Source organism: Actinomyces succiniciruminis (assembly GCF_900002405.1).
Classification (GTDB): Bacteria; Actinomycetota; Actinomycetes; order Actinomycetales; family Actinomycetaceae; genus Actinomyces; species Actinomyces succiniciruminis.
On sequence record NZ_LK995500.1, the window covers coordinates 6,424 to 19,895 of the forward strand.

The 13,472-nt window shown below is 68.6% G+C and carries 14 protein-coding genes; 5 read left to right on the forward strand and 9 right to left on the reverse strand.

All coding sequences use genetic code 11. From position 1 onward, the window contains the following. Window positions 1–1,098 (forward strand): hypothetical protein (locus BN1056_RS07400; protein WP_210580120.1); only part of this gene is annotated, 1,098 nt, incomplete at its 5' end. A 46-nt stretch (window positions 1,099–1,144) separates the two neighbouring features. Here the strand turns inward: BN1056_RS07400 and BN1056_RS07405 are convergent. From BN1056_RS07405 to BN1056_RS07415, 3 genes are read right to left on the reverse strand one after another with little or no spacing between them, the layout of a single operon-like run. Next, complete coding sequence (locus BN1056_RS07405; protein ID WP_210580121.1) at window positions 1,145–1,537, reverse strand: DUF4913 domain-containing protein; 393 nt, start codon at window positions 1,535–1,537, stop codon at window positions 1,145–1,147. A gap of 38 nt (window positions 1,538–1,575) precedes the next feature. Beyond that, window positions 1,576–3,378 (reverse strand): relaxase/mobilization nuclease domain-containing protein, encoded by a 1,803-nt coding sequence (locus BN1056_RS07410; protein ID WP_210580122.1) that lies wholly within the window; start codon window positions 3,376–3,378, stop codon window positions 1,576–1,578. After that, window positions 3,375–3,785 carry a MobC family plasmid mobilization relaxosome protein gene (locus BN1056_RS07415; protein ID WP_210580123.1) on the reverse strand — a complete coding sequence of 137 codons (411 nt, stop codon included), beginning with the start codon at window positions 3,783–3,785 and terminating at the stop codon, window positions 3,375–3,377. Before BN1056_RS07415 ends, BN1056_RS07410 begins: the two co-directional genes overlap by 4 nt. Before the next feature lie 272 nt (window positions 3,786–4,057). On the opposite strand from BN1056_RS07415, the gene BN1056_RS07420 reads away from it, so the two are divergent. Both BN1056_RS07420 and BN1056_RS07425 read left to right on the forward strand, forming a co-directional pair. Continuing rightward, a complete protein-coding gene (locus BN1056_RS07420; RefSeq protein ID WP_210580124.1) occupies window positions 4,058–4,312 on the forward strand; it encodes a hypothetical protein in 255 nt (84 codons plus the stop codon). Between the two features lie 15 nt (window positions 4,313–4,327). Continuing rightward, window positions 4,328–5,749, forward strand: coding sequence for a MinD/ParA family ATP-binding protein (locus BN1056_RS07425; RefSeq protein WP_210580125.1), 1,422 nt, complete (start codon window positions 4,328–4,330; stop codon window positions 5,747–5,749). Window positions 5,750–5,809: 60 nt separating this feature from the next. Here the strand turns inward: BN1056_RS07425 and BN1056_RS14695 are convergent, their stop codons facing one another. The 5 genes from BN1056_RS14695 to BN1056_RS07450 form a co-directional block, all read right to left on the reverse strand. Next, entirely contained in the window at window positions 5,810–6,778 is a 969-nt protein-coding gene (locus BN1056_RS14695; RefSeq protein WP_244671575.1) for a C40 family peptidase, read from the reverse strand. Beyond that, window positions 6,775–7,602: a glutaredoxin domain-containing protein gene (locus tag BN1056_RS14700; RefSeq protein WP_244671576.1), complete on the reverse strand. Its 828-nt coding sequence runs from the start codon at window positions 7,600–7,602 to the stop codon at window positions 6,775–6,777. The genes BN1056_RS14695 and BN1056_RS14700 overlap by 4 nt, the downstream gene beginning before the upstream one ends. A gap of 83 nt (window positions 7,603–7,685) precedes the next feature. Continuing rightward, entirely contained in the window at window positions 7,686–9,269 is a 1,584-nt protein-coding gene (locus BN1056_RS07440) for a hypothetical protein (protein WP_210580126.1), read from the reverse strand. Continuing rightward, window positions 9,266–9,622 (reverse strand): hypothetical protein, encoded by a 357-nt coding sequence (locus BN1056_RS07445; RefSeq protein WP_210580127.1) that lies wholly within the window; start codon window positions 9,620–9,622, stop codon window positions 9,266–9,268. The genes BN1056_RS07440 and BN1056_RS07445 overlap by 4 nt, the downstream gene beginning before the upstream one ends. A 294-nt stretch (window positions 9,623–9,916) precedes the next feature. Beyond that, on the reverse strand, window positions 9,917–10,759 hold the full coding sequence (locus BN1056_RS07450) for a hypothetical protein (RefSeq protein ID WP_210580128.1): 843 nt from the start codon (window positions 10,757–10,759) through the stop codon (window positions 9,917–9,919). A gap of 266 nt (window positions 10,760–11,025) precedes the next feature. On the opposite strand from BN1056_RS07450, the gene BN1056_RS07455 reads away from it, so the two are divergent. Beyond that, window positions 11,026–11,496 (forward strand): hypothetical protein, encoded by a 471-nt coding sequence (locus BN1056_RS07455; RefSeq protein WP_210580129.1) that lies wholly within the window; start codon window positions 11,026–11,028, stop codon window positions 11,494–11,496. Between the two features lie 317 nt (window positions 11,497–11,813). Further along, window positions 11,814–12,077 carry a helix-turn-helix transcriptional regulator gene (locus BN1056_RS07460; RefSeq protein ID WP_210580130.1) on the forward strand — a complete coding sequence of 88 codons (264 nt, stop codon included), beginning with the start codon at window positions 11,814–11,816 and terminating at the stop codon, window positions 12,075–12,077. Here the strand turns inward: BN1056_RS07460 and BN1056_RS07465 are convergent. Then, a complete protein-coding gene (locus BN1056_RS07465) occupies window positions 12,058–12,621 on the reverse strand; it encodes a recombinase family protein (RefSeq protein ID WP_210580131.1) in 564 nt (187 codons plus the stop codon). The two genes, BN1056_RS07460 and BN1056_RS07465, sit on opposite strands and share 20 nt — an antisense overlap. Window positions 12,622–13,472 lie beyond the last annotated feature (851 nt).

Below are 13,472 nucleotides of genomic sequence, written 5' to 3' on the forward strand. Positions count from 1 at the left end.
GCCGAGCCGGTCTACCGGCGGGCGCTGGATGACCGCTTCTGGTCCGAGACCAGCCAGGAAGAGGCCGCATTCGTCTACGGCACGGCCGCCCGCTTTGCCACGGTTGATCCGCTGGCGCGGATGGCGGCCAGGCGGTGTGAGCAGGAGGCCCGCGACCGGTGGGGTGTGGATCTGCGCCCCGGGGACTCTCAGCACGCGAGCGACCAGCCGGTGACTTCTGAGGACGTCGACGAGGAGACCGTCGAGGCGGTGGCCCCGGCGGTCGACGGCGAGGAAGCCCGTGACTGGTCGCAGGCGCTGGATGAGTCCGCCGCGAGTAATCGTGCCGAGACGGCCTCCGGCGATGGCGCAGAGCAGGAGGCCCGCGAGGCCGAGACCTCGCTGAGCGCCCTCGCCGCCGTGGTCGAGCAGACACCGGAGGTAGCCCAAGTCCGCGCCACGAGCACGGGCGACGGATCCGTGCAGTTCGTCGCGCTCGACGATGACGGCAGGGAGCTGGCGGATGCATCGGGTCGGCTGAATGCGGCTCAGGCCGCGGCGACCACGCCGGCCCTTATTGCCTCCCGAATGGGCGGCAAGTCGCTCAGCCGGGACGACTTCATGCGGGAGGCATCGACACCGCTCATGCGGGTCGCCACCAAGCCACGCCCAGACGCGCAGCATGAGGAGGATGCGGACACGATGGCAGATGACCACGTTGCACGTGATGTCGAGCGTGAAGTGCTGCTGAGCGCTGATGCGGCTGCTGAGCAGTCCGCTGCCGCAACGCACGTCGCTCCAGAGGAGCAGGCTGCTTCGCGCGAGTACTGGGGCGATCCTGCGACCCTCGCGGAGTTCGAGGAGCACAGGCGCGAGCGTGCAGCGGCCACCGCGGCCGCTGCACGGCTTAGCGCGTGGGACACTCAGGCTGCCCGTGAGGCGTGGGAGGCGGAGAAGCTGAGGGCGGGCCTTCCGGCGGAGGCGGTACGGGCTGCGAAGACTGGCGACTTGGCGCTGCATGAGCCGCCGGCCATGGCCACGGCCGAGGCGCCGTCGTTGACGTCGGGACGCCGGCCGCCGGCGCCCAAGCAGGGGCGCGAGCACACACTCACCCGCTAATGCGGCTGGTCCGTCCGCCAGCTGGCTTGTTCACCCCCAGGGAGGCTCACAGCTCCCTGGGGGTGAACAGTCCCTCGGGCGGGGGAGTGCAGGGGAGTTTGGCGTCCTGGTGTGGCCGTTCGGGCTCGTGGCCGCGGTCGCTGGTGCAGCTCGCGAATGGGCCGTCTTGGCGCAGCAGGCGGTCCATGATCGGATCCGCATAGAACGTCAGCCACTTGGCGGCGGCCTGCGGTCCCTCGTTGACGTGCATGTTCTCCCATGCCTGCCACAACGCCGTCAACCTGAATACGGCGCCGTCGTGCAGCCACCACTTGGGGCACCAGGTGATCGTCTGCGACCGGTCGGTAGGCAACTCGTAGATAACGGCGATGAGGCCGCTGACGAACGTTTCCAGGGTCGGGAACTGCAGCGGCGGAGGATCTTGTTGCTTTCCACTCATGCCCACCACGTGGGACGTGCGCGCACCACGTGAGAGGCTTACAGGCGGCGGTCGGTGCGCCTTGCCTGTGTCTGCTTGGGTGGCCGCTGCTCGGGCGAGTCGCTGCTTGTTGCGGGCGGCTGCTTCGGCTGTTGTCCGGCGGGCATGCCAGCGGCAAGCTCGAAGATCCTCCGCGTACGCTCCATCCCCTCAGATACTGTGCGGCCACTATTGCTGTCGGTGCGGCTGGCGGCGGGGATCGTGTGTGCCGGCACGTCCCGCCGCACAGCGCCACCGGAGCCTGCACCGTCGACGGTCGACGAGGCATGCTGGGCGGTCTGGGAGGCCGTGGCCATCTGCAGCCGGCGATCGCCTAGCGGCCGAACCTCCTCGCGGTTAATGAGGGCGAATGCCTCGGCCGTGTCCGCAAGGATCATGCGCGCAGTGTTGGTCTGCTGCTCCTGGTCGTACAACGCGGCCAGGGAGCGGACGAGCTGCATCATCTCGATGGCCAGCAGCGTCTGCGCGGCCTGCGGGTCGGTGACGAGCGCGATGGACGCCGCCTGCGTGGCGAGCATGATCGCGTCCGGCACAGGACGCGGGGGCGCGGGGCGCGCATGAGTCTGGGCGTGCCGACCGACGGCGCGCGCCGCACGGTCAAGCAGCTCACGCTCACGCACGTCCGCACGCGCTAGCGCCTGGGCGGACAGCATGCCGGAGATGTCCCGGGTCGCGTCGGCCAGCGCCACCGGGTCGGACGCATCAATACCGCGTAGCCGCTCGCGGTAGGTGCGCAGCGCGGCCGTGCGCGCCTGCCAGTCGCCCGTGCCCGGTGTGCGCGTGCGGACATCGCGTGCCGCGGACTTGCGGTGGGCCGGCGTGCGCGGGGTGTCCCCACGCCAGGCGTGTTGCCACGCGCGCACGGCACGGTCAGCGCTGTCGGGAGTGTCCTCCCACCTGGCGCGCAGCCGCGGCAGCGTCAGGTCGCGCGCGAGCCGGCCGCCTCCGTACCACTGCACGCGCGCCGTGTCGTCGTAGGAGTGCAGCGCGACCGAGTAGCCGACCACTACGTCGGTGCGCCCGGACTCGAATCGTGGCCGCGCGCGTACGCCGTAGTCACGCAGCCGGCGCACGAAGTCGGCCTCGCTGCGCGCGCCGACGGCGGCGGCGCGCACGCGCCCCTCCAGACGCGCGCGATCGGTCGCGCGCTCCTGCCGCCGCTCGGAGGCGCGCAAGTCCTGCGCGGAGTCAGCGCGTGCGCCGCGCGCGTGCTCGCGCGACTCCAGCACGCGCAGGCCGTACCTGTGCTCGAGCTTGTTGCAGGCACGGCCGGCGCGACGCTGGTCCTGCCAGTTGGACCAGCGCGTGCCGTCCTCGCGCACAATATTGGCGACGATGTGGATGTGGTCGCCGCCGCTCTTAGACTGCCCGTGTCGGATCGCCGCCCACCTGCAGGGTGCCTTGCCGTCCGCGCCGGTGAAGCCGAGCTCGCGCATGAAGTCGTCGGCGATCTTCTGCCACTGCGCATCCGACAGTGGATCCTCATCCGGCGACAAGGACAGCGAGCAGTGCCACACGTGGGTGGGGGACTCACCTACGACCTCGCGCCGTCCGGTCTCGTGATTGAACCGGCGCACATTCCCTACCGGGCGCGCCCCGTTCTCGTTCATGTAGGAGTCGACATATTTGGCGATCTCGTATCCCTGCGAGCTGGTCAGCTGCTCCCAGTCGCCCCAGCGGCGCATGATCACGCCTGAGCCCGCCACCAAATGCTGCGAGCTGTGCTCGTTCGACCTTCCGGGGCCGACAAGATAGTTGATAAGCCCGGGCGTTGATCCGCCCTCCACGATCGCTGCGATCATCTGCGCACCTCCGCGAGCAGAGCGCTCAGCGTGTCGGTGAGCTCGTCGACCTGCGCGACGACGCGGGCGAAGTCGGCAGGCACCTCGTGCGCGGCGTTTGCGTGGTGCGCGACCTGGTTGAGGTTCGTCGCTATGCCTGCTAGCTGTCGGCGGTGCCACCGCAGCTGCTCGACAGCTAACGTGATATCCGCGGCGGTTTGGATCTCGGCGGCGGCAGGGTGCAGAGCCGACTGGACGAGGATCCGCGCCATTGACTCGCCAGTGTTCGCGGCGCGCGCCTCAAGCAGCGCCCGCTCGTCGGGGGACAGGTACACGGTCAGCCGCGACCGCTGCTCGCCGTTGCGCATGCGCGGGCTGCGGCGGCGGTCACGGCGAGGCGCAGACTCGGCAGGATGGGTGTCGGTCATCACCGTCTCCCTCCTTGCTTAGCCCAGCGCAGCGACCCGTTAGGGATCACACGACAAGTGTGCACCGCTGGACGACGTCAGTCCAGCGGAAAACCCTTTAGTACCTGTACTAAATCCCATCTTGCTCCGCTCCGCGGCAGCAGGCCCGTCGCGTGAGCGCGGGCTGGTGACACGAGGAGCGGTTAGGTCCGGTCGGGAGTGTGCGCGCACATCTCACGTGAGGGATGACGGACCTGGAGGAGCCAGGACGAAACCGCTGAGAGGAATTGACGATGACTGATCCCGCTGCGCAGCTGCTGCAGGCTGAGAGCGATCGGGCGGCGCTGGCGCGCGCCCTGGGCGAGAAGCACACGAGTCTGATGCATGTGATCGAGGAGTACCGGGCTGGCTGGAAGGCCGCGACCGCGGGCGGCTGGGCTAAACGTGATCTCGCGCGTGCTGGATTCACGGACCCGTCCCGGTTGCCGCGTGCGCGCGCCGCGAGCAACGCCGCAAGCGCAACAACTGACACGTCGGCTGCTGACTGAGGAAGGAGATAAGCCATGACGACTGCCACCGTGACTCTCGATGAGTCCGGCGCCGGCTCAATCACCATCGGCGACACCGTTCGGCCGATCCGCGGCACCGACCTCGCCGACGCGCGCGACCGCGTAAAGCGCGAGCTGACCGCGCGAGCCGAGCAAGCCGGACAGCCCGTAACCATGGTCTGCGCCGAGCCAGCCGGCACATACTGGATCTCCGTGCATCCTGACGGGCGCATGACCGCCGTCGAGCCAGCACAGCAGACGATGCCTGCTGCCCCCATTGCGCCGGCCGCCGCGCGTACCCCGGCGCCTGTGCACAGCGCGCCGACACCACCTGAGCAGCCAGCACCGCCGTCGCCGCTTTCCGTGGCGCAGATTCCGGCGGCGCCGCTCAACACGTCGACGCCTGACGCTGCACCGCTGCGCCTGGTCGAGCAGCCGCCCGCGCCCACCGACCACGTCGAGCGCGTGGAATCTGAGTCCGCAAACGAGCTGCGTCCGGCCACGCGGCGTGAGCGGCAAGCGGATTTACGCCAGCAGACACTGCTGGACCAAATCACCAACGAGGCGCCCGCTAAGACTGGCCTGCGCGGCGTGCTGAACATACTGGGTATGCATCTGGCGCCGTCGGACTCGGAGCGCGCCGAACGCGCGGACATCGCTGCGGTGTCGGGCCACTGGCCCGGCCCGCGGACGGTGGCGGTGGTGAATGGCAAGGGTGGTGCGGCGAAGACACCGACGACGATCCTGTTGTCTGCCGTGTTCGCCCGCAACGGAGGCGCAGGTGTCGTTAGCTGGGACAACAACCCCACCAGGGGCACACTCGGCTGGCGTACCGAGCAGGGACCGCACGATTCGACCGTGCTGGATCTCCTGCCGCATGTCGATCACTTGTTGTCGCCGTCGGCGCAGGCGGCCGAAATGGCGGCCTTTACCCATCACCAGCGAGAGGACCGTTATGACGTACTCCGGTCGCGCCCTGAAGTGCTCGCCGACGCTAATCCCGGCGACGCGGCCACATTCGGTCGGATCCACGATGTGCTGACCAAGTATTACCGCCTGGTGCTCATCGACAGCGGTAACGATGAGTCGGCCGCGTCTTGGAAGGCGATGATCCATCGTGCGGACGCCATCGTGGTCCCCACGATCACGCGGCCGGAGCACGCAGAGTCCGCGCGGCTGCTGCTCGCCGAGCTGGCAGGCGCGGACGAGCACTCCGCCCAGCTCGCCGATGAGGCGCTCGTGATCGTCTCCCAGGGCTCGCGTGGCGAGCCGGCCCCGACCGAGCTCGTCAACACCTTCTCCGGCATCGCACGGCAGGCGGTGGGGATCCCGTACGACCCGGCCATGGCGGGGCGCCCGCTGATCCTGGATTCACTCGCCCCGGCCACGCGACGCGCCTGGCTCGCCGCCGCCGCGGCCGTCGCCGCCGCACTCTAAGCGCAAACAGTTGTGCCCCCACCAGCGTTTGGCTGGCGGGGGCACAACTCTATGCTCGGGTCAGTAGGGGCGCACGGCGTACGGCATGATCTCAGACTCCCAGACGGCGCGGATACTCACGCCGGGCGTAAAGTTGGCGTCGATGAGCATGCCATCACCCAGGTACATGGCCACGTGGTAGATATCGGCCTGCTGGCCCGTGTAGGACCAGAACAGCAGGTCGCCGGGCTGCGCCTCGGCTCGCGGAATCTTTGTGCCTGAACCGTACTGCTGGCGTGAGTCATGCGGCAGCGCGATGCCGGCGGCCGCGTAGGCGCGCATGACCATGCCGGAGCAGTCCACGCCCGCGTCCGACTCGCCGCCCCACACGTAGGGGATACCGAGCTGGGCCTTGGCGGCCACGATCGCCGTCTGCGCGGTGCTGCTGTCACCGCCGGAGCTGGCAGCGGTGACGGTGCCACCCTCCGCCGTGTACTGCGGCACCAACTCCAAAATCGCAGGTACGTATTCCTGCGTCTCCTTATACGGCGGGATTCCACCGTGGTCGTGTACGGCGCCTTCGCCGGCGTTATAGGCAGCCAAGGTGAGCTCCGTGAGGCTACCGTTCACGACGCCCTGGTCGAGCCAGCCCTGGATCACCTCCGAGAGGACGCACATGTAGTTGGCCTGGCCCATGATTGCGTCCTGCGGGTTGTTGACGTCGGCGACACCGTCGCCGTCGCCGTCCATCCCGTACTGCGCCCACGTACTGGGGATGAACTGTGCGATGCCGTTGGCGCCAGCGTCAGAACTGACGACTGCGGTCCACCCGGACTCAACCTGGATCTGCGCGGCCAGCAGCGGCGCTGTGATCGCGTCGCACATGCCGCCGGCGCGGGTGACCACGTCCAGGTACTCGTCGGGCACGCCAGTCACGCTCACGCTCCCGGCCGTGGTGGGCTCCTGCGCGCTGCTGTCGCCGCCGCCCATGATGATGATCGGCAGCACGAGCAGCAGCGGCAGCACGGCGATGAGCCCGGTCTTCTTCACAGTGCCGCTCCGCGCCGGTGGCCGGTAGCTGGCTGTGATGCGTGAGGAGCGGTCTCGGCCGTGGGCGGTGTCGGCGCGGCCGCCGGGGTCGGGCTGGTAGCCGCGGACACCATTGCTTTTATGCGGTCCGGTCTGAACCCGGCCGTTCGCTCCCCGTCGGGGGACTCAACGATCGGCGCTGAGGTCAGCCCCTCGCCGCGGAACTGTGCGACGAGGTCGGGTCGGGTCGTCAAGTCGATGACCTGATAGTCGACGCCGGCCTTGTCGAGTTGGCGGCGGGTCATCTCGCACCCCATGCAATGGGGGGTGGTGTAGATGGTGATAGGTGCGTCCGCTGCCTGAGACGCCTGTGCGTAGGCGGCGCGTGCCGCCGCCATTCCTGGACGGAGACTGTCGATGGCTTGTTGCATGGTGGTGGCGTCGACGCCGAGGATCAGCGCCCCTGCCTCGACACTGCTGATGCCCAGAGGCGCGTCTGAGGCCAATTCGGGGGTGAGACCGGCCAGCTGCCTGGAGTCCAGTGACGCCGGGTCGAGCTGGCCAGCCATCGCCTGGGCGGTCAGCGTGCCCCCGGCCTGGACGCTGAGGACGTCATCCGAGCTCATGGTCAGGTGGACGGACTGCTCGGCGGTCGGTCCGGTCCATGACGGGTGGATTAGCAGGGACACCGCCCCGTCCTCTCCGAAGGTCGGATCCTCGATATCCATGTCGTCGAAGCCGACCAGGTGCTCCACTCGCCGCACGTAGGGGCTCAGCGCAGCCCACGCGGTCTCCTCCGCATCCTGCAGCTCGTCCTCATCGGTGATCCATGGGTTTTCGGACATGTCAGGGCTCCTCTCCGAGACCGTCAGTGTGGTCTCGGACAGGACGTGGGTCGTGCGCGCACGGCCGCCCTGGCCCGCCGTGCTTAGAGCGTGTGACGCTGGCCCGCCTCGGGCGGCTGCGGCGGCCGCCGTTGTGGTTCCGCGGCCGCCTCCCCAGTCGACGCGCTGCGTCCGCGGGCGAGATCGAAGATTGCCTGGGTGCGTTCCTGTGCTGGCGACTCGGTCCGGGCCTGCTCCTGGGCGTGCCCGCCGGCCACCACCACGCCCGGGCGTACAGGCCGCTGCATGGTCGTCAGGTCGGGGCTGAGCACGTCCCGAGCAGACCGCAGGGCGACAGGCTGCCGTCCGGGCGCCTGCGCCGCGATCGCGTCTACGCCCTCGCGTGCGCGCTGCAGGTGCCCGCTGATAGTGGGGATATAGCGCGGCCGCTGTGAGGTCGGCACCCACATGGACTCATCCCGGCTGGTGCCGTCGGCGATCGCCCACCGGCCGGCCGTGATCTCCCTGCGCACTCGGTCGTCGAGGGAGCGGATGGTGTCGGGCGTGTGGTCGACGATGGCTGCGCATATCGCCTGCGCCGCGCGCTCGTCGCCGCGTGACTGGCGTAGGGCCTGGACGATGCCTGCCTGCTGCTGCTCGAGGGCCATTGATCCGGGCACCAGCGACGCAGTATCACCGCGGCCGACCACCATTCTCAGCGGGGACGCCATCCGGGCCGCGACGGCAGCCCTGCCCGGGTCGGCTTGAGCCAGTACGCGCCCGGCGTAGGTCAGAAGCTGTGACTGCCGCCTGCACAGCCTGCGGGCCTGTGCCGGTGTGATGCCGTCGGACTGTGAGATGAGCGCAGGCATGCCCCGGGCGGCCTCGACCGCCGTCCAGGCGTCGGTGACCTGCACGGGCTGGACTCGTGCAGGGGGCGTGTATTGGGGCAGCGCTGCGCGGCGGCGTGCTGCGGCTGCGTCGTCGCTGGCCGCTGTGCCCCAGTCGGGCAGTGGGCCGGCCTGTGCAATCTGCAGGGCTCGGTCGGCCACGGCCCGCAGCCCTGAGGTCGACGACGCCTCAAAGATGGTCTCAATGCCGCGGTCGTGGTGGCCGGCGGCCACGACCAGGTCTGCGTCCAGGGCGCTGGATGCGGCGGCGATGGCGGCAGCATCCGCCACCATCGCCCACCGCTGCGCGTCGTCGAGCGGCATGTCATCCCGGGTCAGTCCCTCAAGCTGCCGGTCGCGGAACTGGAAGGCGGCGGCGTCCTGCTCGGAGCTGAGGGCGGCGGCCATGACGCGCCTCCAAGCGTCGGCCTGCGGCGTGTCGGCCTGGTCAGTCAGGATGTCCGACAGGGGCCGGATGGCGGAGGTGCCCGTGTGCCGCACGTCCGGCGTCCAACGGATCCGCACCAGGTCATCCTGCAGCATGTCGCGCAGCAGCGTGGCCGGCGACGTGTCAAGTGCCGTCAGGGCGCGCGACTGCACCCACCGCTGGGCGCGCCGCTGAGGCGAGTGCACCTCCCTGGTTGCGGCGGTGACCATGCGCCAGGCCATGGTGCGCACGGCGGCCTGGGTCACGGCTGCGAGCTCCACGCCCGCGGCATCGAGATTGCGACTCGACCGCGTGGTGATCAGCGGGACCATGGCGATGGCCACGCGGGACGAGGCGTCTCGCAGGCTCACGAGAGGCCGCCTAGCAGCTCGGTCATGGCGCGGTCCTCGTCAACCAGGCGTCGCAGCTCCATCGCGGCCTGCAGCAGCATCGTCGACTCGCCGGCATCGAGCTCACCATCGGGCTGGTCCAGTAGAGCAGCGAGCTCGTCGACGTCCGCGGGCACGGGCGCGGCCTCATCTCCGCGCACGGGCGGCGCAATGGTCGGGTAGGCGAGCACGTCGAGCAGGGCCTCGGCGATCTCGGCGACCTGGCCGGGGCGCGCGTCACGGTTGTCGTCCCAGGCGGTGGCGTCGAGCGTGGCCACGACGCGGCGCATCGCCGGCGACGCGCTCCGAGTGGCGACAGCGGGGGTGGTAGTCATTTGGGCCTCCAGGTGAGTAGATGAGTAGATGTGGGTGGACTTGCATTAATCGTGGCGGGCCCGGTGCTGGCCCGCCACGATGCCTGTGGATTACCTCGCCGGGCTCCCTCACGATTACGCGCCTGTGGGTAGAGAGACGGTGAGGCTGAGCCGTGCGACGATCACGGCCTCGGGCAGCCCGGCCTCAGCGGCGGCCATCGCCGCGGCGGTCCAGCTCGCCAGGCGTCAGCTCGGCCGCGATCGGGTCGCCCCAGCGCTCAAGGGCATCACGCCGCGGGCGTGGTGTCTCGGCGCTCACAGTGTCGCGCCCCGTAGCTGTGCCTCCTGGACGCGCGCTGCAGGCGGTGTGGCGAGGTCTGCGCTGCCGGCGGTGGTGGTCTGGGTCGGGTCGGGACTAGATGCCAGGGCGACCATGGACCTGATACGGCCAGCGTCGTACCCCTGCGCGGGCGCCTCGTCGTTGTCCATGTAGTCGTCGTAGCTGTCGTAGTCGTCGGCTGGCGCGCCCATCATGATGATGCCGCTGGTGGTGACGGTGATGGTGTGCTGCTCCTCCTGGCCGGGGGCGTCGGGGCGGATGCGGGCCGTGCCGGCGATGGCGTCCACCTCGATGTGCAGGGTGTCCTGGGACGCTTCCGGCAGCAGCTGTGCGGCCGTAGCCTCCGCCTGCGCCCACAGCGCCCTGTTGGCGGCTCGCCGCTGCTGCGTGTCGGGGATCGCGCCCCGCTCCTCGAGCACGCGCTCGAGCTCGGTGATGGCGTCCTGCGCCCGCTCCGAGGCGCCGACGCCGAACGGGGCCACGACTGTGATGGCGTTACCCTCCTCGTCAACGTCCTCATCGAGGCCGTAGTAAACATCGTCGTCGACGTGGCGCGCCAGGTCGCTGTGCAGGTATCCCATGGCGTACCTGTCGTCGAAGAGCTTGCGTAGGTCGCCTCCCGCTGCGGTTAGCGTGGGCTCCACCTCGCGCGCCGACCATGTCTCGGCCAGCGCGCTCTGGGCCGTGCCGGCGCGCAGTGCTTGCAGGGTGTCCTGGGTGCGGCGCGCCCGCTCGGCGACTGCCTGGGCGTCATGGCCTTGCACGCCCATCGTCACGACGTCGGCGATCGTCTCGACATCGGTCATCTTGAGATCCATCGTGTCCTCCAAGGGCTGGTTGGGGTTGGTCGCCGGTGACGTGGAGCGTGCGCGCACGGGAGGAAGGGGGTGTTCTGGGGTATGCCTGGGGACAGAGCCGGAGCACGGACGTCTGAATGGTGTCCCGGTACGACCGATGAGACCTACGGACAGGTCTGCTGAAGACTATGAGGTTGTTGGCACATGTGTCACTTCAGGGAATATGACGCATTGCTGGTCGGTTACGTCGGCGTAAGAATCCTCTCTCGAGAAATGAGGCGACATCTGTGACCAACAGCCAATTGACATCATCCCCGAAGCTTCTGGACCGATGGAAGGAGCACCCAGTCGCGTACTTGGTCTACTGCGCGTTAGCGGTCTTCGGGGCGTTAGCTGCATCGCGTATCGACGGTCCTGAGCCCGGCGAATCGGGGTACCTCACCGGGCTGGAAGCGTTCGTGTTCTACGTTCCGCTCCTGGCAGCGTCGCTGTGGATGGTGTTCGCCGAGGACGTTTCACAGAACAGTGATTCGAAGAAGATTCTCCGTGACAACGTTTTCGCCCCCTGGATGTTGGTGACGCTGCTCGTGCTAGGGATCTGGCTCGGCATTGACGGAATGGATCAGCTGATCGACACGCTTGACGGGGCCTTCTTGTCCCTCGTGCTGCTCTACACATGGCTTGGGCTGATTCGAGCGGTTGGTAGCCGACTAACCGAGAGAATCAGTGAAGGTCGGGATGCCCCTAAGCGTCGGTAGAGGGTTGCCCGGCTTACACCGAGGGTACGTGAGATCTGCGCGACGGTCGCGCTGGCCGCGTAGTAGGTAGGGGAGCCGCCCGACTTCGTTTTCGGAGTCGGGCGGCTCGATCTCGGTGCTGGTCTTGCCATCCCTGCGGGCGACGGTGACGATGTCGCCCTCGCCCTTACGCAGATCGCGTCGGCCAGTACCCATGTGTCGCCGATTATGCGCCACGCGACGCGTTGGCCGGTAGCTAATGCGGGGTGAGACACCCGCGTCGTGTGGCACTCCCCGCGTGTAGTCTGTGGGTCAAGGCGACATCTGCGAGGTGCATCATGGCGGACACGGAAGAGAATGACACAGCTCCGGGGCAGTACCTCTGGGACTGGATCGAGAGTGATATGGCGCGCCGACTTGAGCTCAAACCCGAGCTCATACTGGATCTGATCAACGGCGAAGTAGAAGTGACACCCGACCTGGCACGTCGACTTGAAGAGGTTACCGGGACGCCGACTCAGGTCTGGCTGGCGCGCGAGGCGGCGCACAGGCAAAGCATGGAGGAGCTAATGCGCCGCGCTCTCACAGAGTCGCACGAGTAACCGCAATATGCCGGTATACGGATGCCCGGCTGACGCCGAGAGCGCGGGAGATCTCCGTGACTGTCGCTCCGGCCGCCTGCATTGCCCGGGCCGCCTGGTCTCGCTCGGGAGTCCATACGGTCGGCCGGCCGATGCGGGCTCCGCGGGCTCTGGCTGCGGCTAGGCCGGCGGCGGTTCGCTCGGCCGTGAGCTGGCGCTCGAACTCGGCCAGGGCTGCGAAGATCGTGAGCGTAAGGCGGCCGGTGGCCGTGGATGTGTCGATGGCCTCATGCAGGGAGCGGAGGGTGACACCGTCGGCGGCGAGCTGGTCGACGGTGGCCACGAGATGCGCTAGGGAGCGACCTAGCCGGTCGAGTCTCCAGATGATGAGCGTGTCTCCGCTCGTGAGGCGGGCTAGTGCGGCGTCGAGGCCAGGCCGGGCGGTGAGTGCACCCGATGCGACGTCCGAGTGGATGGTCTGGGCGCCGGCGGCGGTGAGGGCGTCGACCTGGAGGTCGAGCGACTGGCCGGCGGTGGATACGCGGGCGTAGCCGATGGTGGTCATGGCCCTATGGTGCGCCCGGTCTGGGCGCCGGCGTCGAGGGGGCGGAGGGTTTTGGTCACGGTTTTTGGACGCGGTTTGCTCGGCGTGTCGCGGCTGGTGGGCGGGGCGTCCTATTTCGGCCGGTTTTGAGACACCCTGCAGGCTCCGCGGCAACCGGCAATCGTGTCGGTGCCCGGCGGTACGGTCCCGTGCATGACCAATGCCGAATACATCGTCGAGGTTGAGCGTCGCGTGGAGCGAGTGCGCCAGCCGGGGGGATGGCTCGACGTTCCGCCGGTGAGACACTGCCCGGGGTGCGGGTGCTCCTGGTGGCCTACCGGTGTCCTCCCGCTGCCGATGCCGTGCACATGTGTGGCTGGCGGCCCGCATCGTTCCTGGCGCTGTGGCTCCTGCCCGGTGGTCATCGCTGAGGGCTGCACCGATGTCACACGGTGGGACCCAGTCCACACACCCGTCGACGCGGCCCGCATGGTCACCTAGGGGCAGCTGCTGCACAGGCGTTGTTGTCGGTGGCCGCTGCTACGCTGTAATTGCCTTCTCCGGCACCCTCTCCCGGATCACGCATCGTCCTGATGGCCGGGGAAGAAGGAGGCCAGGGAGGAGGTGGGGGTCGTGTCCAAGCCGAAAGGTCGAGACGCAAAGATCCGGAAGGACAAGGAAACGGCCCGGCAGACAAGCGAATTCATTACATCGCTCGCTCGTCTGGTCCGGGCCGTTAGCGTCCTGATGGATTCCCTCCGCGGCTGGTTCTAGAACCGACCGCATCGGGGAGCCATCCGGTTGCGCCCGGGTGGCTCCCCACTATTGTGCCCGCCGGTGTGCTTCTCTGGCAAGCAAACATCGCTTACAGC